This window comes from Pseudomonas wuhanensis (genome assembly GCF_030687395.1).
In the GTDB taxonomy this organism is placed as follows: domain Bacteria; phylum Pseudomonadota; class Gammaproteobacteria; order Pseudomonadales; family Pseudomonadaceae; genus Aquipseudomonas; species Aquipseudomonas wuhanensis.
Window position 1 is genome coordinate 638,338 of the sequence record NZ_CP117430.1, and the last position, 21,353, is coordinate 659,690.

At 59.1% G+C, this 21,353-nt stretch carries 17 protein-coding genes; 6 read left to right on the plus strand and 11 right to left on the minus strand.

Annotated features, from left to right (window positions below):
• Positions 1-48 precede the first annotated feature (48 nt).
• The 10 genes from PSH88_RS02920 to PSH88_RS02965 all read right to left on the minus strand — a co-directional run bounded on the left by PSH88_RS02920 (position 49) and on the right by PSH88_RS02965 (position 12,953).
• Entirely contained in the window at positions 49-1,611 is a 1,563-nt protein-coding gene (locus PSH88_RS02920; protein ID WP_305424863.1) for a SpoVR family protein, read from the minus strand.
• Entirely contained in the window at positions 1,608-2,879 is a 1,272-nt protein-coding gene (locus PSH88_RS02925) for a YeaH/YhbH family protein (RefSeq protein WP_007904257.1), read from the minus strand. Before PSH88_RS02925 ends, PSH88_RS02920 begins: the two co-directional genes overlap by 4 nt.
• A 203-nt stretch (positions 2,880-3,082) precedes the next feature.
• The gene (locus tag PSH88_RS02930) at positions 3,083-5,005 is read right to left on the minus strand and encodes a PrkA family serine protein kinase (protein WP_105340959.1); all 1,923 of its coding nucleotides are present in this window, start codon (positions 5,003-5,005) and stop codon (positions 3,083-3,085) included.
• Positions 5,006-5,301: 296 nt separating this feature from the next.
• Entirely contained in the window at positions 5,302-5,631 is a 330-nt protein-coding gene (glpE, locus tag PSH88_RS02935; RefSeq protein ID WP_030130002.1) for a thiosulfate sulfurtransferase GlpE, read from the minus strand.
• 33 nt (positions 5,632-5,664) lie between these two features.
• Positions 5,665-6,546, minus strand: coding sequence for a symmetrical bis(5'-nucleosyl)-tetraphosphatase (locus PSH88_RS02940; protein ID WP_305424864.1), 882 nt, complete (start codon positions 6,544-6,546; stop codon positions 5,665-5,667).
• Entirely contained in the window at positions 6,546-6,926 is a 381-nt protein-coding gene (apaG, locus tag PSH88_RS02945; protein ID WP_305424865.1) for a Co2+/Mg2+ efflux protein ApaG, read from the minus strand. The genes PSH88_RS02940 and apaG overlap by 1 nt, the downstream gene beginning before the upstream one ends.
• A gap of 115 nt (positions 6,927-7,041) precedes the next feature.
• On the minus strand, positions 7,042-7,860 hold the full coding sequence (gene rsmA / locus PSH88_RS02950) for a 16S rRNA (adenine(1518)-N(6)/adenine(1519)-N(6))-dimethyltransferase RsmA (RefSeq protein WP_305424867.1): 819 nt from the start codon (positions 7,858-7,860) through the stop codon (positions 7,042-7,044).
• Positions 7,857-8,846, minus strand: coding sequence for a 4-hydroxythreonine-4-phosphate dehydrogenase PdxA (gene pdxA / locus PSH88_RS02955; RefSeq protein ID WP_305424869.1), 990 nt, complete (start codon positions 8,844-8,846; stop codon positions 7,857-7,859). Before pdxA ends, rsmA begins: the two co-directional genes overlap by 4 nt.
• Positions 8,843-10,159, minus strand: coding sequence for a peptidylprolyl isomerase SurA (surA, locus tag PSH88_RS02960; protein WP_305424871.1), 1,317 nt, complete (start codon positions 10,157-10,159; stop codon positions 8,843-8,845). Before surA ends, pdxA begins: the two co-directional genes overlap by 4 nt.
• Positions 10,140-12,953 (minus strand): LPS-assembly protein LptD, encoded by a 2,814-nt coding sequence (locus tag PSH88_RS02965; RefSeq protein WP_305424872.1) that lies wholly within the window; start codon positions 12,951-12,953, stop codon positions 10,140-10,142. Before PSH88_RS02965 ends, surA begins: the two co-directional genes overlap by 20 nt.
• A 130-nt stretch (positions 12,954-13,083) precedes the next feature.
• Here PSH88_RS02965 and PSH88_RS02970 point away from each other — a divergent pair, with 130 nt between their 5' ends.
• Genes PSH88_RS02970 through PSH88_RS02980 form a run of 3 tightly spaced genes read left to right on the plus strand, consistent with a single transcriptional unit; the run spans position 13,084 to position 15,537 of the window.
• On the plus strand, positions 13,084-14,103 hold the full coding sequence (locus PSH88_RS02970) for an aminoglycoside phosphotransferase family protein (protein ID WP_305424874.1): 1,020 nt from the start codon (positions 13,084-13,086) through the stop codon (positions 14,101-14,103).
• Positions 14,100-14,771 (plus strand): N-acetylmuramate alpha-1-phosphate uridylyltransferase MurU, encoded by a 672-nt coding sequence (murU, locus tag PSH88_RS02975; RefSeq protein ID WP_305424875.1) that lies wholly within the window; start codon positions 14,100-14,102, stop codon positions 14,769-14,771. The genes PSH88_RS02970 and murU overlap by 4 nt, the downstream gene beginning before the upstream one ends.
• A 1-nt stretch (position 14,772) precedes the next feature.
• Positions 14,773-15,537: a TerB family tellurite resistance protein gene (locus tag PSH88_RS02980; RefSeq protein WP_305424877.1), complete on the plus strand. Its 765-nt coding sequence runs from the start codon at positions 14,773-14,775 to the stop codon at positions 15,535-15,537.
• Between the two features lie 138 nt (positions 15,538-15,675).
• Here PSH88_RS02980 and PSH88_RS02985 read toward each other — a convergent pair whose 3' ends face one another.
• Positions 15,676-16,668 carry an alpha/beta hydrolase family protein gene (locus tag PSH88_RS02985; protein ID WP_305424878.1) on the minus strand — a complete coding sequence of 331 codons (993 nt, stop codon included), beginning with the start codon at positions 16,666-16,668 and terminating at the stop codon, positions 15,676-15,678.
• Between the two features lie 71 nt (positions 16,669-16,739).
• On the opposite strand from PSH88_RS02985, the gene PSH88_RS02990 reads away from it, so the two are divergent.
• The 3 genes from PSH88_RS02990 (at position 16,740) to PSH88_RS03000 (ending at position 21,321) form a co-directional block, all read left to right on the plus strand.
• Positions 16,740-19,136 (plus strand): PAS domain-containing sensor histidine kinase, encoded by a 2,397-nt coding sequence (locus PSH88_RS02990; protein WP_305424879.1) that lies wholly within the window; start codon positions 16,740-16,742, stop codon positions 19,134-19,136.
• 52 nt (positions 19,137-19,188) lie between these two features.
• Positions 19,189-19,830 carry a response regulator gene (locus PSH88_RS02995; RefSeq protein ID WP_174160275.1) on the plus strand — a complete coding sequence of 214 codons (642 nt, stop codon included), beginning with the start codon at positions 19,189-19,191 and terminating at the stop codon, positions 19,828-19,830.
• Between the two features lie 366 nt (positions 19,831-20,196).
• On the plus strand, positions 20,197-21,321 hold the full coding sequence (locus tag PSH88_RS03000; protein ID WP_030130015.1) for an ABC transporter ATP-binding protein: 1,125 nt from the start codon (positions 20,197-20,199) through the stop codon (positions 21,319-21,321).
• Positions 21,322-21,353: the final 32 nt, after the last annotated feature.

Consider the following 21,353-nt stretch of genomic DNA (forward strand, 5'->3'; position numbering starts at 1 on the left):
CCCGACAGAATAACCTTTGCGTCGAACTTCCGGAGGCAGAAAACAGGATCAAAGATGAATGACTGCCAGGTCCAGCCGGCCGTAATCCCCCTCGCCATGTTCGCCTCTGGGCGGAACATGGTGGGTTTTCATCACCTGATCCCCTTGCAGGGTTTCCAGGTGAATGTCGAAGCCCCACAGGCGGTGCAGGTGTTTGAGCACTTCGTCAGTGGAATCGCCCAGCGGTTTACGGTCGTGTTGCTGGTGGCGCAAGGTCAGGGAGCGGTCGCCACGCCGGTCGATGCTGTAGATCTGTATGTTGGGTTCGCGATTGCCCAGGTTGTATTGCGCCGCCAGGGTTTCACGAATGGTTCGATAGCCCTCTTCGTCGTGTATCGCCGGAACCAGCAGATCGTCCTTCTGATCGTCATCGAGGATGCTGAACAGCTTGAGGTCGCGGATCACCTTGGGTGACAGATATTGAAGGATGAAACTCTCGTCCTTGAAGCTGCTCATGGCGAATTTGATGCTGGACAGCCAGTCGGTGCCGGCTATTTCCGGAAACCAGCGATAGTCCTCTTCGGTGGGCGCTTCGCATATCCGGCGGATATCGCGATACATGGCAAAACCCAGGGTGTAGGGGTTGATGCCGTTGTAGTAGGGGCTGTCAAAGCCCGGCTGAAACACCACGCTGGTATGGGACGTCAGGAACTCGATCATGAAGCCATCAGTGACCAGGCCTTCGTCGTACAAGTCGTTCATCAAGGTGTAGTGCCAGAACGTGGCCCAGCCTTCGTTCATCACCTGTGTCTGGCGCTGTGGATAAAAATACTGGGCGATCTTGCGCACAATCCGCACGATTTCCCGCTGCCAGGGCTCCAGCAACGGGGCGTGTTTTTCGATGAAATACAGAATGTTTTCCTGAGGTTCGGCGGGGAAACGCGCGTTGTCCTTGTCGCTGTATTTGTCCGCGCCTTTTGGAATGGTCCGCCACAAATCGTTGATCTGCTTCTGCAGATGCTCTTCCCGATCCTTCTGCCGACGGCGTTCTTCTTCGGCGGAAATCGGATAAGGGCGTTTGTAACGGTCGACGCCGTAATTCATCAACGCATGGCAGGAATCGAGCAAGTCCTCTACCGCGTCGATGCCGTGGCGTTCTTCGCACTGCATGATGTACTGCTTGGCGAACACCAGGTAATCGATGATCGAGCTGGCGTCGGTCCAGGTGCGGAACAGGTAATTGCCTTTGAAAAAGCTGTTATGGCCATAGCAGGCGTGAGCCACCACCAGAGCCTGCATGCAGATGGTGTTTTCTTCCATCAGATAGGCGATGCAAGGGTCCGAGTTGATCACAATCTCGTAGGCCAGACCCATCTGGCCGCGGCTGTAGGATTTTTCGGTGCTGAGGAAGTGTTTGCCATAGGACCAATGGTGATAGCCCAGGGGCATGCCGACAGAGGCATAGGCGTCCATCATCTGCTCGGCGGTGATCACCTCGATCTGGTTGGGGTACGTATCCAGCGCGTAGCGGGCCGCGAGACGACTGATTTCGCGGTCGTAGGCCTGGATCAGCTCGAATGTCCATTCGGAGCCGGTGGAAATGGGTTGGCGCTTCTGCTCTTTGGCGGTCATGTCACTAACCTGCGCTGGAAGAGTTCACGAAAGACCGGATAGATATCCCCGGCCGAGACCAGTTGCTGCTGGGCAAAAGTGTCAGAGAAGGCTTCGGCGATGCGTTCGTACTCGAACCACAGGGCCTGGTGTTCGCGCGGGGTAATCTCAACATAAGTGTAGTACTGCACGAACGGCATGATCTGATTGATCAGGATGTCGCGGCAGATCGGCGAATCGTCGTTCCAGTTGTCGCCGTCGGACGCCTGGGCGGCGTAGATGTTCCATTCATTGCTCGGATAACGTTCGGCCATGATCTCTTGCATCAGTTTCAGGGCGCTGGAAACGATAGTGCCGCCGGTTTCCCGGGAGTAGAAAAACTCCTCCTCATCCACTTCGCGGGCGCTAGTGTGGTGGCGGATGAACACGACGTCGATTTTGTCGTAGTTCCGCTTGAGGAACAGGTACAACAGGATGAAGAAGCGTTTGGCGATGTCCTTGGTCGCCTGGGTCATGGAGCCGGACACGTCCATCAGGCAAAACATCACTGCCTTGGAGCTGGGGTTTGGCTGCTTGATCAGCAGGTTGTACTTGAGGTCGAAAGTGTCGAGAAAGGGCACTCGGTGAATGCGCGCACTGAGTTTCTCGATTTCTGCTTCCAGTTCCTGGATATCGCCAAAGTTGTCCGGTTCCTCCCGTTTAAGCCGCAGCAATTCCTCTTTGACTTCACGCAACTTCGCCCGGCTGCTGCCGGACAAGGCAATGCGCCGGGCATGGGCCGAGCGGAGTGTGCGGATAATGTTGATCCGTGACGGGTTGCCCTCGTTGCTGATGCCGGCGCGTACGGTCTTGAAGGTGTCGGTGCCGGTCAGGTGGCGTTTGACCAGGTTGGGCAGCTCAAGGTCCTCGAACATGAATTCGAGGAATTCCTCCTGGGTAATCTGGAAGACGAATTCGTCCATCCCTTCACCCGTGTTGCCGGCCTTGCCGGGGCCTCTGCCGCCGCCACCTCCGGGCGGACGGGCAATGTGCTCGCCGCTGGTGAACTCCTTGTTGCCCGGGTGCACGATGGTCTGCTTGCCGCCCCGACCATGGTGAAGCACCGGTTCGTCGATGTCGCGACCGGGAATGCTGATCTGCTCGCCGTGTTCCATATCGGTAATGGAGCGCCGGCTGACCGCCTCTTCGACAGCCTTTTTGATGTGATCACGGTAACGCCGCAGAAACCGCTGGCGGTTTACCGTGCTCTTGTTCTTGCCATTGAGACGTCGGTCGATCACATAGCTCATGACTGCTCCTTAGAAGCTGTCCTGAAAGGGGCGAGCGCTAACGCAGCATAAGGCCAGTGCCGGGGATGTGTACACGCTCCCCCCAAGCGCTTTGATGCTGCCTGAACCTCGCTACCGCATTTCGGACACCTCCAGAGGCCTGTGTAACAGAAAAAGCGTAAACAGGCCTCGGGCTAACGACAACCGGTCTGACCGGCAGCGGGTTACTGTGATTTTCTGACCCGCAAGTACCACTCGGACAGCAGTCGTACCTGTTTGTCGGTGTAGCCCCGCTCGACCATCCGTGTGACGAAGTCGTTGTGCTTCTGCTGATCCTCTTTGCTGGCCTTGGCGTTGAAGCTGATGACCGGCAGCAAGTCCTCGGTGTTGGAGAACATTTTCTTCTCGATGACCACCCGCAGTTTTTCGTAGCTGAGCCAGGTTGGGTTCTTGCCATTGTTGTTGGCTCGGGCGCGCAGTACGAAGTTGACGATTTCGTTGCGGAAATCCTTCGGATTGCTGATACCGGCCGGTTTTTCGATTTTCTCCAGTTCTTCGTTCAGGGCTACGCGGTTGAGAATCTCGCCGGTTTCCGGATCGCGGTATTCCTGATCCTGAATCCAGAAGTCGGCGTACAGCACGTAGCGATCGAAGATGTTCTGGCCGTACTCGCTGTAAGACTCGAGGTAGGCAGTCTGGATCTCCTTGCCGATGAATTCGATATAACGCGGCGCCAGGTACTCTTTCAGGAAGCGCAGATAGCGTTCGCGGGTCTCGGCCTGGAACTGTTCCTGTTCGATCTGTTGTTCCAGCACGTAGAGCAGATGCACCGGGTTGGCGGCGATTTCGTGCGGATCGAAGTTGAAGACCTTCGACAGAATCTTGAAGGCGAAGCGGGTCGACAGACCGTTCATGCCTTCGTCGACACCCGCTGCGTCGCGGTATTCCTGGATCGACTTGGCCTTCGGGTCGGTGTCCTTGAGGTTTTCGCCGTCATACACGCGCATCTTGGAGTAGATGTTGGAGTTTTCCGGCTCCTTGAGGCGCGAGAGCACGGTGAACTGAGCAAGCATTTTCAGAGTGTCGGGCGCGCAATGGGCCTTGGCCAGCGAGCTGTTGAACAGCAGCTTGTCGTAGATCTTCACCTCGTCGCTGACGCGCAAGCAGTATGGCACTTTGACGATATAGATCCGGTCGATGAAGGCTTCGTTGTTCTTGTTGTTGCGGAAGGTGTGCCATTCCGATTCGTTGGAGTGGGCCAGCAGAATCCCGGTGAACGGAATCGCCCCAAGGCCTTCGGTACTGTTGTAGTTGCCTTCCTGGGTGGCCGTCAGCAATGGGTGCAGCACCTTGATCGGTGCCTTGAACATTTCGACGAACTCCATCAGGCCCTGGTTGGCCCGGCACAGTGCCCCCGAATAGCTGTAGGCATCGGCGTCGTTCTGCGGAAACTCTTCCAGTTTGCGAATATCGACCTTGCCCACCAGTGCCGAGATGTCCTGGTTGTTTTCATCGCCCGGCTCGGTTTTCGCGACCGCAATCTGGTTGAGGATCGACGGATACAGTTTCACCACGCGGAACTGGCTTATATCGCCGCCGAATTCGGCCAGGCGCTTGGTCGCCCATGGCGACATGATGGTGTTGAGGTAGCGCCGGGGAATACCGAAGTCTTCCTCGAGGATCGCGCCATCTTCAGTGGCGTTGAACAGACCCAGGGGCGACTCGAAAACCGGCGAGCCCTTGATTGCATAGAAGGGCACTTTCTCGATCAGCTGTTTAAGCTTTTCGGCCAAAGATGACTTACCGCCACCGACAGGGCCCAGCAGGTAGAGGATCTGTTTCTTTTCTTCCAGACCCTGAGCGGCATGGCGGAAATACGACACGATCTGGTCGATGCATTCTTCCATCCCGTGGAAGTCCTCAAAGGCCGGATAGCGACGGATCACCTTGTTGGAAAAGATGCGCGACAGCCTCGAATTGGTCGAGGTGTCGAGCAGCTCCGGTTCGCCGATGGCCAGCAAGAGACGCTCGGCCGCGGAGGCGTAGGCGCTGCGGTCCTTTTTGCACAGTTCCAGGTACTCCTGCAGGGAGAATTCTTCCTGGCGTGTGGACTCGAAGCGTTGTTGGAAGTGGCTAAAGATACTCATGACGTCACCTCGCTCGATACGTGGAGCCGACGCCGGATCACTCAGTCGATGCTGGCAGCAACCGAACAGGCAGTTGCTGTTTACCCCCCAGAACTCTTCCGGAACTGACTGCTCCGAAAGCTACTCCCGATGACCCGTGCGCCGGTGTACCGGCTCTCCCCTGTTTTGGATGGCCTGCGCTTAAGGATAGTTGGGAATTCGGGAGGTAAAGGCAAGATGCGTAATTAGTTATGGCAGACCGTTCGTCTGCAATCGCGCGAGCCCGCGGGGGCCGGGGCTTGCGCATTACAAAAAAATTATTCGGAAGTGCCTTGCGCCGTTTCCGAAGGATAGGTCGTACGCCACAGCTCAAAACCGCCATCCATGCTGTAGACGTCGGAGAAACCCTGACTGATCAGGTAAGCGGCCGCGCCCTGGCTGGAATTACCGTGATAGCAGACCACTACTGTCGGCGCGTCGAGGTCAGCGCCTTGAATGAAAGCATGCAGGGAATGATTGTCCAGATGCTTGGAGCCGGCAATGTGCAGCGCGGCAAAAGTGGCCGGATCGCGGACATCGACCACCACCGCGCCTTGTTCGCGCAGGGCCTGGGCCTGTTCTGGGGGGATACGTTTGAATTCGCTCATGGCGGGCTCCTGTGGCTCGGCTGAAAGCGCAGTCTAGCGCGGGGCGCTGGCTGACGTTTGTTCGGGAATAGAGGCGGCGACAGCCGGCTGAGTGTGGCCATGGGCGTCGCATTTACATTGCAGGCGCTCGCCGGTATCGACGTTCATCAGGGTCATGGCGCCACCCCAGACGCAACCGGTGTCGAGCGCAAACAGACCCGGCTCGTTGCATTGGCCTTCGAGCGCCGCCCAGTGACCGAAGATGATCTTCAGGCCTTTGGTCTTGCGCTCCTTGTGGGTGAACCACGGCGCATAACCCGGCGGTGCGGTGTCGACGCCTTCCTTGCCCTTGAGATCAAGCTTGCCGTCACTGGTGCAAAAGCGCATCCGGGTGAAGTAGTTGGTGATGACTCGCAAGCGCGCTGCGCCTTTGAGGTCGTTGTCCCATTTCACCGGCTCGTTGCCGTACATACCGTCGAGGTAAGGCGCGAAGCGGTTGTCGTCGTGCAGGGCTTCTTCGACTTCGGCGGCGCACTTCAAGGCTTTGCGCAGCGACCATTGAGGCGGAATGCCGGCATGGACCAGGGCAATATCGCGCTGTTCGTCGTAATGCATGAGCTTTTGTTGCCGAACCCACTCCAGCAGCTCCCCGCAATCGGGTGCTTCAAGGATCTCGCGCAGCGTGTCGGCCTTCTTCAGGCGTTCGATATTTTGCCCGACCGCCAGCAAGTGCAGATCATGGTTGCCGAGTACGCACACCAGCGACTCACGGATGCTATAGAGGAAGCGCAAGGTTTCCAGTGACTGTGGGCCACGGTTGACGAGATCACCCACCAGCCACAGGCGATCTCGGGCAGGGTCGAAGGCCACTTGCTTGAGCAGGCATTTGAGCGGTTCAAGGCAACCTTGCACATCACCGACGGCATACGTCGCCATCAGTGCAACGCCCCGGGGACCGCCAGACGGAATGGCGCGATGACGGCATCGAAGTGCTTACCGTCTTCGGCGAGCATCTGGTAGGTGCCTTGCATCGTACCGACCTTGGAGGTCATGACGGTGCCGCTGCTGTAAGTATGGCTCTTGCCCACGTCGATCAGCGGCTGCTGGCCGACGACGCCTGCACCGCGAACCTCCTCGACATGCCCGTCACCGTCGGTGATCACCCAGTGCCGTGAAAGCAGTTTGGCAGGCATCAGGCCATTGTTCTGCACGGTGATGGTGTAGGAGAAGGCAAAGCGATTTTGCTCGGGTTGCGATTGTTCTGCCAGATAGCGGGTGACGACGCTGACGTCGACCTGATAACGAGGATCGGACATGCAAAAGGCCTTAGAAACGAAGCGGGACGCGGGGCGTAGCTGATAGAACTCAGTCTAGGCCAAGTATCGGGTAGTAAACCAGAGTGGCGTCCTACCCGATAGCGCTCATCGCCTTTCAGTCGGTGACAGGCTTCTGTAGGACTTGTTCGCTGAGCTTGTCGGCCAGGCGCACGAAGGCAGCCAGATCGAGCTGCTCGGGGCGCAAGCTTCCATCGACGCCGGCGGCTTCGATTTCGGCGTTGCTCAGCAGCAATTTGAGCGTGTTGCGCAATGTTTTGCGACGCTGGTTGAAAGCTTCGCGCACGACGCGCTCCAGCAGTTTGTGATCTTTGGCTGGATGCGGGAGTACCGCGTGAGGCACCAGGCGCACGATGGCCGAATCGACTTTCGGCGGCGGATTGAATGCGCCTGGGCCAACGTTGAATAGATGTTCGACCCGGCAATGGTACTGAACCATGATCGACAGGCGACCCCAGTCACCGCCACCAGGGCCTGCCGCCAGACGCTCGACCACTTCCTTTTGCAGCATGAAGTGCATGTCGCGAATCAGGTTGGCGTTGTGCAGCAGGTGAAAGATCAGCGGCGTAGAGATGTTGTACGGCAGGTTGCCGACGACTCGCAGGCTGTTCGGCGCGGCGTTCAGGCTGTTGAAGTCGAACTTCAGCGCGTCGCCCTGATGCAGGTTGAAGTTGCTCTTGCTGGCGAACTGCTGGTTGAGGATCGGGATCAGGTCCTTGTCCAGCTCCACCACGTCCAGTTGGGCGCCGCTGTTGAGCAGGCCTTCGGTCAACGCGCCCTGGCCCGGGCCGATTTCCAGCAGACGGTCTTCGGGTTTGGCATGAATGGAACGCAGGATGCGGTCGATAACGCCGGCATCGTGCAGGAAGTTTTGGCCGAAGCGCTTGCGCGCCCGGTGTTGGTAATGCTCGGTCATAAACGGGTCTCGGCCATCTGGTAGGCGGTTTCCAGGGCGACTTGCAGGCTGCCGGTGTCGATTTTTCCGCTGCCGGCCAGATCCAGGGCGGTGCCGTGGTCGACCGATGTGCGGATGATCGGCAAGCCGAGGGTCACGTTGACTGCCGCGCCGAAGCCTTTGTATTTCAGCACGGGCAGGCCCTGGTCGTGGTACATCGCCAGCACCGCGTCGCAGTGCTCCAGATATTTGGGGGTAAACAGAGTGTCGGCGGGCAGGGGACCGCGAAGGTCCATGCCCTCGCCGCGCAGGCGCTCTAATGTAGGTTCGATGATGTCGATTTCTTCATGGCCCAGGTGACCGCCTTCACCGGCGTGCGGGTTAAGCCCGCAAACCAGGATGCGTGGCTGGGCGATGCCGAATTTTTCTTGCAGGTCGGTATGCAGGATCCGCGTGACCCGCTCCAGGCGCTCCGGTGTGATTGCATCGGCAATCTCGCGAAGGGGCAGGTGAGTAGTGACCAATGCAACGCGCAAGCCGCGGGTGGCGAGCATCATTACCACTTGCGCGGTATGAGTCAGGTCTGCGAGAAATTCCGTGTGCCCGGAAAAGGCGATTCCGGATTCATTGATCACGCCCTTGTGCACAGGGGCGGTGATCATGCCGGCGAAATGCCCGTCCAGGCAGCCCTGGCCAGCACGCGTCAGGGTTTCCAGAACGAAAGCCGCATTGGCTTTGTCCAGTTGCCCGGCGGTGACCTTGGCGTTAAGCGGCGTATCCCACACATACAGGCTGTTGGCCGGGGCGGGAGCATCGGGCCAGCTGTCCGGCGTTACCAGCAGCAGATCGACAACCACGCCCAGCTGCGCGGCCCGCTCGATGAGCAGGTCGCGGCTGGTAATGGCAATCAGAGGGTGTGGCTGGGCTTGCGAGGCGAGCAGCAGGCACAAGTCGGGACCTATGCCGGCCGGTTCGCCGGGGGTCAACGCGAAACGCTTGGGTTTCACTGCGTTGCCTGGTCTGCACCAGGGAGCTTGATTTCTACATACGCTTCGTCACGGATCTGACGCAGCCAGGTTTGCAGCTCTTCATCGTATTTGCGGTTACGCAGTACGGTCATCGCTTGCTGCTCACGGGCCTGGCTGGTGCTGTCGGTGGCGCGGCGGCCAAGGACTTCCAGAACGTGCCAGCCATATTGAGTCTGGAACGGCTTGGACAGCTGACCTTGTGGGGTCTTGGCCATCACTTCGCGGAATTCAGGCACCAGTGCATTCGGGTCGACCCAGTTCAGATCGCCGCCGTTGAGGGCGGAACCCGGATCTTCGGAGAAGCTTTTCGCCAGTTCGCCAAAGTCTTCGCCCGCTTCGATACGGGAGTAGAGCGATTGAGCCAGGGCTTTGGTTTTTTCTTCATCGCGGATCGGGCTTGGTTTGACCAGGATGTGCCGCACATGCACTTCGTCACGCACCTGGGCTTCACCGCCACGCTTGTCGAGGATCTTCAGGATGATGAAGCCGCCCGGAGTACGCATTGGCTGGGTTACGTCACCCACCGCCATGGTGCTCAGCAGGCGATCGAACGGAGGTGGCAGTTGGGCGGCTTTACGCCATCCCATGTCGCCGCCTTCCAGTGCAGTTTCGCTGGCGGATTTGGTGATTGCCAACTGACCGAAGTCAGCGCCTTGCTTGAGCTGCTGGTAAACCGCATCGGCTTGTTTGGCGGCATTCTGAATCGCGTCGGAGTTGGCGCTTTCCGGCGTAGGAATCAGGATGTTGGCCAGACGGAACTCTTCGGACAGCTGCATCTTGCCCAGGTCGGACGCCAGGAAGTTCTTCACTTCCTGCTCGGACACCTGGATGCGTTCAGCTACACGGCGCTGACGCACACGGCTGATGATCATTTCGCGGCGGATCTGGTCACGAGCGTCGTCATAAGACAAGCCGTCGCGAGCCAGCGCGGAGCGGAATTGTTCAATCGACATGTTGTTGCGCTGGGCAATGGTGCCGACAGCCTGGTTCAGTTCTTCATCGGTAATGCGGATGCCTGAACGCTCGCCGATCTGCAGTTGCAGGTTTTCGACGATCAGGCGCTCGAGCACCTGCTGATCCAGCACGCCCGCAGGCGGTACGGCAGCACCGCGTTTGGCGATGGTTTGCTGAACTTCGTGAACACGCTGGTCCAGTTGGCTCTGCATGACCACGTCGTTGTCGACGATGGCCACCACTTTATCGATGGACTGTACCGCGGCGTTGGCCGCGGTACCCAGGAACAGCGCGCCCAGCATCAGCGGGCGCAGACAATCAGAAAGCTTGGTCTTCACGTTCACGATAACCTTGGATGCCTTTGTCGAGGAAGCTCTCTACCTTGGCGCCGGTGAGGCCGCCGAGTCCCTTCAGAACAATTTGGAGGAAGACGCCGTGGTCGCCTTTTTCGTTTTCCGGGGCGTTCTGACTGAATTCGTCATAGCTGACCCAGTAACGGTTGATCAGGCGCAATTTCCAGCAGCAGTTGTCGTATTCGAAACCACCGAAGGCTTCCAGAGTACGGTTGCGGTTGTAGTCATACTGCCAACGGCTGATGGCGTTCCATTGCGGCACGATCGGCCAGATCACCGAGAAGTCGTGCTGTTTGATCTTGTAGTAGTCCTTCACGTAGCCAGGAGTGCCCGGGGTGCCGTAATCGCCACCACCCACCGACCATTTACCGGTGTTCTGGTCATAGCGGACCTGGTCGTTGCGATAGCGATAACCGGCGTTGATGACCTTGTTCGGGTTGTCTTCAGGCTGGTAGTGGAACATCGCGCTGCCCGAGCGAGGGCTGCGGCTGTCCGGGTCCCAGTTGTAGTCGGCCGTGGTGCGCCAGTCGCGGTTCCAGCGATATTCGTATTCCAGTGCATAAGGCGAAACGCTGGATTTTGCATCGTCGCGGGTTTTCGCATCGATACCTGGCAACTGGACTTCGCGGTCCTTGAAGTACAAGGCCTGGCCTACGCTGATGCGTTGACGTTCGAAGCCGTTATCTTCAATCCAGCGGTTGGTCACGCCCAGCGACAGCTTGTTCTCGTCACCCACACGGTCGGAGCCGGAGAAGCGGTTGTCGCGAAATAGCGAGGCGTAGTTGAAGGTGTATTCGCTGGTGTCGAAAACCGGAATATCCTCCTGGTCTTCCTCAGGTACATAGAGGTAGAACAGGCGCGGTTCCAGAGTCTGGCGATAGTTCTTGCCGAACCATTGAGTGTTGCGATCGAAGTACAGACCGCTGTCGATACTGGCAATTGGGACGCCGCGATTTTGGTTGCTGCCGAATTCACCACCGACGTAATCGGTGCCTGCGGCCGCTGCTGCGTTTTGTTGAGCAACGATTTGACTCTTACCCGTGCCGTCCAGATCCAGCTGATACTGGGTGTACTGATACTTCAGAGATGGCTTCAAGAACCCATAGGTCCAGTTCAACGGCAGGCTGACACCCGGCTTGAGATTCAAACGGTCGCCGGTGGCGCGAGCCAGGCCGGTCACGTTGTTATCAAGACGCGGCTCGACGGTGCCATCTTCGTTAACGAAGTTGCCATTCTTCAAATCGCGGTCAAACCGGACGATTTCCGTCTCATAGTCGAAAACAAGACCGTTCGGGTGATAGGGCAGCGCGCCATTGAAGGTGATCTGCGGCAAACGATCATACGGCGTGATGTTCGAAACAGTCGCCAGCTGATAGGCCTGTGCGTTCAAACGAGCGGTATAGCTGTCGCCACGATAGGTGACAGAACCCTGCTGGTTCACGAAATCGGCACTTTTCACACCAATCTGATCAGTCTGCAGATCCTGGAAGTAATACGGATCGCTGATCTTGGTGTAATCGACCTGAGTCATTACGCGCGAGTCCAGACCACCCTTGTGCTGCCAGTTATACATGTAGCGGGTTTTATCGTAATCGGTTTGTCCGCTGCGCTCGGTATCTTCATCGTTGAGGTACGCGGCGCCGAACTGACCTTCGCTGGACTTGGTCAGGTAGCGGAATTCGCCTTCCATCAACAGGCCACGCTTGGCCATATAGCGCGGGTACAACGTGGCGTCGTAATTCGGTGCCAGGTTGAAGTAGTACGGGGTGACCAGCATGAAGCCGGTGTCGCTGCCGGTGCCGATGGTCGGTGGCAGGAAGCCGGACTGACGGCGGTCGTCGATCGGGAAATAGATGTACGGCGTATACAGAACCGGAATGTCCTTGACCCGCAGCGTCACGTTGGTCGCGGTACCGAAGCCGGTCGCCGGGTTCAAGGTGATGTTGTTGCCCTTGAGCTGCCAGGCGTTGCTGTCCGGTTCGCACGTGGTGTACGTACCATCCTTGAGGCGGATGATCGCGTTCTCGGCACGCTTGGCGTACAACGCGTTACCGCGGATACGGGATTTGTGCATCACGTATTCGGCGTTGTCGATCTTGGCTTCACCGGTGTCGAGTTGCACGTCGGCGTGGTCGCCCACGATCAGTGCGCCATTGTCGCGAACGCGGACGTTGCCGCTCAGTTCGCCACGGCTCTCGGCCTGGTACAGGTTCGCTTCGTCGGCTTCGACCTGCATGCTGCCCTGACGCATGACCACGTCACCGGCCAGGGTAGCGACCTGTTCATCCTGCTTGTAGCGAGAGGCTTTGGCGCCGAGAAAGGTCGGAGCGTCACTTTTATTCGTCTTGTCATTCATGCCAGGACGAATCGGTTCGATATAGGAACCAGAGCAGTAAGGACCGGTTTCGGCCAATTGCGCTGCAGTGAGCTTCTCGCGCGGAACCCAGTCGAGGTGGCTGTAGTCTTCACTACGCGACTTCAGGCCGCGGCCCTTGGACTCGGTAACCAGCACAGGTTTGGCGCCGGTGTCTGCGCTGGAGCCGGTGTCTGCCGGGGCTTCGCCAGTGGCGGAAACTGCGCTGCCGTCATGGACGGGGCGTGGCGGCAATGCAGCAGCCGGCGCCTTTGGCGCACAGTCCCAGGCACCCGAAGCAGAGACTGAGCAGTCATACTGTTCCGCGGCGACCACGAACGAAGTGGCTAGAGGTTGCAGGGCCAGCAGACTGCCGGTAACCAACAACGGAAATTTTTTACGAAACGCGGGGGATTTCAATGCCATCTTATTAGTCCGGGCTTCCTGCGTGCCATCTGCCCGCGGTGTGGGCCGCACGCCTCTCGATGGTCTGAAAAAGATGCTGGATAATAAAGCATGACCCGCTTGACGGCTAGCGCCGTCGGAGACCCTTGCAATGCCTGACCAAGATGTACGCTTGCAACACCTGAAAGTTTGGCTCGATGAACAGTTGGCTATCCTCTTTGCAGAACAAAGTTGGGGCGCCGTGCCCCCGGCCACGTTGACTGCGGCCAGTAGCGACGCGAGTTTTCGGCGCTATTTCCGCTGGGAAGGCGCGGGCCGAAGTTTCGTCGTGATGGACGCGCCGCCGCCCCAGGAAAACTGCAAACCCTTCGTGGATATCGCTTTTCTGCTGGCGAAATCCGGAATAAACGTGCCGAAAATTTATGCCGAAGACCTCGATCGGGGTTTTCTTTTGCTCAATGACCTGGGCAATAAGACTTACCTGGACGTGATCGACAGCGAAAATGCCGATGATTTGTTCAAGGACGCCCTGCAAGCGTTGCTGGCTTTTCAGCAGTTGCCGATGGTAGCGCCGCTGCCAAGTTATGACGTGGCGCTGCTGCGTCGCGAGCTGGAACTGTTCCCTGAGTGGTACGTGAAATGCGAACTGGGCATTGAATTCGACGCGGCGCAGCAAGTGCTCTGGCAGCATGTCAGCGACCTGCTGATAGACAGCGCTCTGGCTCAGCCCAAAGTCCTGGTGCATCGCGACTACATGCCGCGCAACCTGATGATCAGCGAGCCGAATCCCGGCGTGCTGGATTTCCAGGACGCGGTCTACGGGCCCGTGACCTATGACGTGACCTGCCTGTTCAAGGACGCCTTCCTCAGCTGGCCTGAAGAGCGTGTGCGTGGCTGGCTGGAAGATTACTGGCAGCAAGCCGGCGCGCTCGACATCCCGGTGCAGCCTGACTTCGAAGATTTCCTGCGCGCCAGCGACCTGATGGGCGTGCAGCGCCACTTGAAAGTCATCGGCATTTTCGCCCGCATCTGCCATCGCGATGGCAAGCCACGCTACCTCGGCGATGTGCCGCGCTTCTTTGCTTACATAGACGCGGTCATCGCCCGTCGCCCTGAACTGGCGGAGCTGGGTGAATTGCTGGCCGGTCTGCGTGCTGGAGCGACTGCATGAAGGCAATGATTCTGGCCGCGGGTAAGGGCGAGCGCATGCGTCCGTTGACCCTGACCACGCCAAAGCCGCTGGTTCGTGTCGGCGGAGTGCCCCTGATCGAGTATCACCTGCGAGCGTTGGCGGCTGCAGGGTTTACCGAGATCGTGATCAACCATGCCTGGCTCGGTCAGCAGATCGAGGATTATCTGGGGGATGGTTCGCGGTATGGCGTGAGCATTCAGTTCTCGGCGGAAGGTGAGCCGCTGGAGACCGGCGGCGGTATTTTCCGTGCGTTGCCGTTGTTGGGTGACGAGGCCTTTGTGGTGGTCAATGGTGACATCTGGACCGACTACGACTTCAGCGTGTTGCATCAGCCCATCGTCGGGCTTGCTCATCTGGTATTGGCGGACAACCCGGCGCATCACCCGAGTGGAGATTTCACTTTGGTCGATGGCCATGTTCAGGACGGTCGGCCGGATGCATCAACCCTGACCTACAGCGGCATCGCCGTGTTGCATCCGCAGCTGTTTGACGGTTGCTCGGCCGGGGCCTTCAAGCTTGCGCCGCTGCTGCGCAAAGCCATGGCTGACGGGCAAGTGACCGGCGAACACCTGAATGGGCAGTGGGTGGATGTCGGCACTCACGAGCGTCTGGCTGAAGTCGAAACTCTGATAGAAGCGAGACGCTGACATGTTATGGCCAGGGACTCTGATTGGAGCCGGAGCGGGCTTTGCCATAGCCAGCATTCCGGGGGCCATGCTCGGCGCTTTATTGGGACAGGCGCTGGACCGGCGCTTGCACCTGCAGAGCTGGGCGCATCTATGGGAAAAATTCGGTGGCCGCTCGGTGCTGCGCAATGATGAACTGCTGTTCGTGTTACTGGGCCGATTGGCCAAGAGCGATGGGCGGGTAGTGGATGGGCACATCCAGCAGGCGCGGCAGGAAATGCGCTCGCTGGAGATGACCGAATCGGCGCAACGTCGGGCGATTGCGGCGTTCAATCGCGGTAAGTCGGGGCATGATCGGTTGCGCGGTTATCTGCGACGCCTGAGTGCTCAACCCCATGCAGCGGAAGGTGTGTTACGCGCCTGTTGGCGGATGGTCTGGGCTGATGGCCGCGCCGGTAGCAGTGAGCGCGAGCTGATTGCCCAGTGGGGCAAATGGCTGGGGTGGACGCAGCAACAAGTCCAGGCACTGGCGAGCGACTACGAGCCGAAACGCCCATTGGCCAGTGGCGCCGTGACGTACCAGGACGCCTTGCGGCTATTGGGAGTGTCGGCGACCAGTGAGCCGGCGCAAATCAAGCGCGCCTATCGACGCCTGCTCAGTCGCCATCATCCGGACAAGATTGCCGGCAGTGGCGCGACGGCGTTGCAGGTACGTGAGGCAACGGACAAGACTCGTGAATTGCATACGGCCTATACGTTGATTCGTGAGCGGCGGGATTTTCGGTAGCAGGGCAGAGTTGTGTTGCCAGTGATTCCGTCTTCGCGGGCAAGCCCGCTCCCACAGGTTTTATGTCGATAGCAAAAATTGTGTACGACTCAAATCCTGTGGGAGCGGGCTTGCCCGCGATGAGGGCGACTCGGTCTATCAGTCCGCCACAGGCTGCGGATTCAACCAGCCCCGCACCCGACGCACCAATTGCTCTTGCTCGGCCTTGGCATTCCCCGGCAAAGCCTTGAGCGAAACCTGATTGAACCCCGAAGTTTTCAAGCGCTTGCTGGCCTGCAAGCGTTCCAGCGCCGCGTTACGGTCTACCGGCTTGTCCATATAGAAGATATCGGCGGTAGGCAGCTTCAAGGTGGGTGTGAGCTCAGCCAGCTCGGGCTTCGCCGTAACGGGCGTCTGGGCGGCGACCATCACGAGCTTCTCGACTTGCGATGGCTGTTTCTCGCTCAGATAACGCGCGGCCCAGTAAGCACCGGTACCATGGCCCAATACGACGATACTGCGAGCGCTTTGCTGTTCGGCGTAGGCGATGGCTGCATCGATGCGCGCGAAGATTCGCTCCGCGTCGGCTTTGGCCTGTTCTTCGGTGGTTTCGACGATGGCCTTGTCGGCCACATCCGCTTCGCCGCCGGCCGCCTGTTCGATGGGCGTCGCAGTCGTGGAGTCTTTGCTGCCGGCATCAGGCGTTTTGGGCGCTGGCGCCACTTCGACGATACGTGGCGCAATGACTTCGCTTTGCAGGTCCGGCAAGGTGATACTCAGGCTGCTCCACTCGACGTCCGGCAACTTGCGCCGCAATGGGCTGATCGCTTGCGGCCAGTCAACGGTTTCACCGGCGCCCGGGATGATAATCACCGCGCCTTTGGGTTCGGCGGTATTGGCCGGTTTCCACAAGGCGAGAAAGCTGTCGGTGCCGGCTTGCAGTTGTTGCTGTTCCTGCGCAGGGATTTTTCGCTCAAGTGCTGCCGCTTCTTCCTGACTACGCTCAAGCAGTGGCTGGCGTTCGACCGGTTTTTCTTCTGCGGGTGTTTCCGCAGCTGCGGGTGCCGGGTCGGCCGCCTCGACGGAAAACGCGCAAGGCAGGATCAACGACAGGCACAATGCTGGCAGTGCCAGGCGGTAGACAGGGGGCATCGGATATTCCAGGCCAGAAGTTAATCCGGCAGCCTAATGGGTTGATCAGTATTTGTCAGTGTGAGACTTCGATGATGCATTTTCGCTGCCTGTGGGTTATCGGCTGTTTGTGGTTTCCCTTGATGGGCTGGGCCGCGCCCGCGCCACCGGCGCATGTCGTGCACCTGTTGCCAGCGCAACAACAATGGCTGGCTCAGCATGGCGAGTTGAGGGTCGGAGTGGTGTTGCAAACACCCTATGCCCAATACGATCGCCGCTTGCAGCGCCTGTCGGGGGTGAACATCGAGCTGATGAAGTGGCTGGCCAAGGCGCTCAAGATCGAACTGAGCTGGCGCAATTATCCTGATCTTGCGCAATTGGAAGCCGCCGCCCGTGAAGGCGACATCGATATCGCGCCGGGGCTGACGCAAACCCCCGCGGCTTTGCGGCTCTGGCAATTTTCCGACCCTTACATGCGGGTGCCGCAACTGGTGGTCAGCGACCAGAAGAGCACCGGTGCGGTAGAGCTGGAAAAGCTCGACAGCCAGACCCGCGTTGCCGTGCGCATGCCCAGCGTCACCGCCGATTATCTGCGCAGCAATTATCCTCATCTGAACCTGCAAGGCGTGCCTCTGGAGCGCCAGGCGCTGCAATTGTTGTTGAGTCAGCAGGCCGGTTACGCCGTGGTCGATGAGGCGCAGTTCGGGCGTCTGTCTGCCGAGCCTGAGTTCTCCGGGTTGGCCGTGGTGGGTGATATCGGTTTCCCGCAGCTGCTGCGAGTGGCCACGCGTCGGGACTGGCCGGAGTTGGCCGGCATCGTCGAAAGTGCGCTACGGGCGATCCCGGCCAAGGACCTCGAACAACTGCACAACCAATGGGTGCAACCCAAGTACCCGCGACTGTCCGAGTCGCCGGGTTTCTGGCAAAACCTCAGCCTGCTCTTGGTGGTGTTACTGCTGAGCAGCATGGCCATTGTGTTCTGGCAACGTCGTCAGCAACACAGTCTGGAGCAACGATTGCTGGCGGCGCGCGAAGACATTGCCCTGCGCGAGGCCAGCGAAGAGGCCTTGCGCCTCACGCAGTTTTCCATCGATCAGAGCACCGTCGGCATTCTCTGGGTCAACTGGGACAGCCATGTGCGCTACGCCAACCGCGCGGCGGAAACCATGCTCGGCTACCCGGCGGGCGGGATCATTGATCGGCCATTGATCGACTTCGAACCCGGTTTGCACATGGACCGCTGGCTGAACCTGTGGAAACGCGCCCGGGCCAGTGACGAAGGGCCGCAAAGTTTCGAAACCAATTGCGTGCGAGCGGATGGCAGTATTCTGCCGGCGGATGTTTCATTGAGCTTCTTGCGTTTTCGCGATGGCGAATACCTGGTGGTTTATCTCAATGATGTCACCGAGCGTCGTCGCGCCCTGGCCGCGTTGCAGGAAAGCGAGGCGCGGCTGCAAGGGATTGCCGCCAACGTCCCCGGCCTGGTCTTTCGTCTGGAGCGCGCGCCGGTGACCGGACAGATCGACTTTGCCTACATCAGTGAAGGCAGCGAGAGCCTGGTGGGATACTCGCCGGCCACGCTGGCCCATCGGGACAAAGGCTTGCGCAGCCTGGTGCATCCGGACGACAAAGCCAGTTATCACCAGACTCAGGATCATGCGCTGGACACCGACAGCGACTGGTCGTGGCAGGGACGGATTCTGACCCGTCAGGGCGAGCAGCGCTGGGCCGAAATCAAGGCCATCACCCGCCGGCTTGAAGATGGCGCCTATGTCTGGGACGGGATCGTCTGGGACATCACCGAGAGCAAGCGCATCGAACTGGAACTGGCCAGTTCCCGCGAGCAATTGCGCGAGTTGTCCGCCCACCTGGAGAGCGTGCGGGAAGAGGAAAAGGCCCGCATCGCCCGGGAAGTTCACGACGAGCTGGGTCAGATGTTGACCGTACTGAAGCTGGAAACGTCCATGTGTGAACTGGCCTACGCCCAGCTCGACCCAGGTCTGCATGAGCGCTTGAACAGCATGAAACGGTTGATCGCTCAGCTGTTTCAACTGGTGCGCGATGTGGCCACGGCGCTACGGCCGCCGATTCTCGATGCCGGGATCGCCTCGGCCATCGAATGGCAGGCGCGACGGTTCGAGGCGCGCACGCAGATCCCGTGCCTGGTGCAAGTGCCGGATAACTTGCCGGTGCTCAGTGACGCCAAGGCCATCGGGCTGTTCCGGATTCTTCAGGAAGCGCTGACCAATGTCATGCGCCACGCCCAGGCGCATACTGTTGAACTGACGCTGGCCCTTGAGGGCAATGAACTCTGTCTGACGGTCAGCGATGATGGCGTAGGATTTGTCGCCGCCACTGGCAGGCCGACATCCTTTGGTGTGGTCGGCATGCGTGAGCGGGTGTTGATCATGGGCGGGCAGTTGTTGCTTGAGAGTGAGCCGGGAGAGGGGACGACCCTGACGGTGCGAGTGCCGCTGGATGAAGCCTGAAAAATTTACGGTGTCTGTACTCGCGAATGATCTTGGCTCTGACATAAGAAAAATGGAGAAGAACGTGATCCGTGTACTGGTAGCCGAAGACCACACCATCGTTCGCGAAGGCATCAAGCAATTGATCGGCCTGGCCAAGGACTTGCTGGTGGTCGGGGAGGCGAGTAATGGCGAGCAGTTGCTAGAGACCTTGCGCCATGTTCCCTGCGAAGTGGTGTTGCTGGACATCTCCATGCCCGGAGTCAACGGCCTGGAAGCGATTCCGCGGATTCGCGCCTTGAACAATCCCCCGGCGATTCTGGTGCTGTCGATGCATGACGAAGCGCAAATGGCCGCTCGGGCGTTGAAGGTGGGCGCCGCAGGTTATGCGACCAAGGACAGCGATCCGGCATTGCTGCTGACGGCAATCCGCAAAGTTGCGGCGGGCGGGCGATACATCGATCCGGACCTGGCCGATCGTATGGTCTTCGAAGTCGGCCTGACGGATTCGCGGCCATTGCACTCGTTGCTGTCGGAGCGTGAATTCTCGGTGTTCGAGCGCTTGGCCCAAGGTGCCAACGTCAACGACATCGCGCAACAACTGGCCCTGAGCAGCAAAACCATCAGCACCCACAAGGCGCGGCTGATGCAGAAACTCAACATCACCTCCCTGGCCGAACTGGTGAAGTACGCGATGGAGCACAAACTCCTCTGATACACCCTATCCACGGATTCACTGCAAATCCCTGTGGGAGCGGGCTTGCCCGCGATTGCGGTTTGTCAGTCGATAGGATTTTGAATGTTCCACCGTCATCGCGGGCAAGCCCGCTCCCACAGGACCGTGGTGGCATGTCCATTTGCGACAGGCTCACAAAGCCGCTTTTGCCTGTTCTTGCGGCTTGCAGCTCACCGCCTGTCGCGATCCCGAATCGACATATCCATCCCCGCCATCCTTGTAGGGCAATCCCTACCCCCAACCTTCCATCCGGCTGAGGCGATTCTCTCCTGCGCCCCGATTTGCGTGGCTCCCAGCGTCCACTAGGCTTAGTCCACAGCAGTCATCAATAACAAAGGTGTGGGTATGAGCCAGGTTGATTCAAGCGCAGGGGCCAGCGATATTCTGGTCAGCTTTCGTGGAGTGCAAAAGAGCTACGACGGCGAGAACCTGATCGTCAAAGACCTCAACCTGGATATTCGCAAAGGCGAATTCCTCACCTTGCTCGGGCCGTCCGGCTCCGGCAAGACCACCAGTCTGATGATGCTCGCCGGTTTCGAAACGCCGACCGCAGGCGAAATTCAACTGGCCGGGCGTTCCATCAACAACGTGCCGCCGCATAAACGCGACATCGGCATGGTGTTCCAGAACTACGCGTTGTTCCCGCACATGACGGTTGCCGAGAACCTGGCGTTCCCGCTGACCGTGCGCGGCTTGAACAAGAGCGATGTCAGTGACCGGGTCAAACGTGTCTTGAGCATGGTTCAGCTCGACACCTTCGCCCAGCGTTATCCAGCGCAACTGTCCGGCGGTCAGCAGCAGCGTGTGGCCTTGGCCCGTGCGTTGGTGTTCGAACCGCAACTGGTGCTGATGGACGAACCTCTCGGCGCACTGGACAAACAACTGCGCGAACACATGCAGATGGAAATCAAACACCTGCACCAGCGTCTCGGCGTGACCGTGGTCTACGTGACCCACGACCAGGGCGAAGCCCTGACCATGTCCGACCGTGTGGCGGTTTTCCATCAAGGTGAAATCCAGCAGATCGCACCACCGCGCTCCCTCTATGAAGAGCCGAAAAACACCTTCGTCGCCAACTTCATCGGCGAAAACAACCGTCTCAATGGCCGCTTGCACAGCCATACCGGCGACCGCTGCGTGGTTGAGCTCGGTCGCGGTGAAAAGGTCGAAGCGCTGGCGGTCAACGTCGGCAAGACCGGCGAACCCGTCACGCTGTCGATTCGTCCGGAACGCGTGAGCCTCAATGGCTCGAGCGAGTCCTGCGTCAACCGCTTCTCAGGGAGGGTGGCGGAATTTATCTATCTGGGCGACCACGTCCGGGTTCGCCTGGAAGTCTGCGGCAAGACCGACTTCTTCGTGAAACAACCGATTGCCGAGCTCGATCCCGCGCTCGCTGTCGGCGACGTGGTACCGCTTGGCTGGCAGGTCGAACACGTTCGCGCGCTCGACCCACTTCTAGAGGCGCATTGATCGCCCCCCTGCTTCACCAACACTAACCCTGC

Bases quoted from the DNA above. Each gene is read 5' to 3' on its own strand.
- PSH88_RS02920 (WP_305424863.1), bottom strand. From the start codon at position 1,611: ATGACCGCCAAAGAGCAGAAGCGCCAACCCATTTCCACCGGCTCCGAA.
- PSH88_RS02925 (WP_007904257.1), bottom strand. From the start codon at position 2,879: ATGAGCTATGTGATCGACCGACGTCTCAATGGCAAGAACAAGAGCACG.
- PSH88_RS02930 (WP_105340959.1), bottom strand. From the start codon at position 5,005: ATGAGTATCTTTAGCCACTTCCAACAACGCTTCGAGTCCACACGCCAG.
- glpE (WP_030130002.1), bottom strand. From the start codon at position 5,631: ATGAGCGAATTCAAACGTATCCCCCCAGAACAGGCCCAGGCCCTGCGC.
- PSH88_RS02940 (WP_305424864.1), bottom strand. From the start codon at position 6,546: ATGGCGACGTATGCCGTCGGTGATGTGCAAGGTTGCCTTGAACCGCTC.
- apaG (WP_305424865.1), bottom strand. From the start codon at position 6,926: ATGTCCGATCCTCGTTATCAGGTCGACGTCAGCGTCGTCACCCGCTAT.
- rsmA (WP_305424867.1), bottom strand. From the start codon at position 7,860: ATGACCGAGCATTACCAACACCGGGCGCGCAAGCGCTTCGGCCAAAAC.
- PSH88_RS02965 (WP_305424872.1), bottom strand. From the start codon at position 12,953: ATGGCATTGAAATCCCCCGCGTTTCGTAAAAAATTTCCGTTGTTGGTT.
- PSH88_RS02970 (WP_305424874.1), top strand. From the start codon at position 13,084: ATGCCTGACCAAGATGTACGCTTGCAACACCTGAAAGTTTGGCTCGAT.
- murU (WP_305424875.1), top strand. From the start codon at position 14,100: ATGAAGGCAATGATTCTGGCCGCGGGTAAGGGCGAGCGCATGCGTCCG.
- PSH88_RS02980 (WP_305424877.1), top strand. From the start codon at position 14,773: ATGTTATGGCCAGGGACTCTGATTGGAGCCGGAGCGGGCTTTGCCATA.
- PSH88_RS02985 (WP_305424878.1), bottom strand. From the start codon at position 16,668: ATGCCCCCTGTCTACCGCCTGGCACTGCCAGCATTGTGCCTGTCGTTG.
- PSH88_RS02990 (WP_305424879.1), top strand. From the start codon at position 16,740: ATGATGCATTTTCGCTGCCTGTGGGTTATCGGCTGTTTGTGGTTTCCC.
- PSH88_RS02995 (WP_174160275.1), top strand. From the start codon at position 19,189: ATGGAGAAGAACGTGATCCGTGTACTGGTAGCCGAAGACCACACCATC.
- PSH88_RS03000 (WP_030130015.1), top strand. From the start codon at position 20,197: ATGAGCCAGGTTGATTCAAGCGCAGGGGCCAGCGATATTCTGGTCAGC.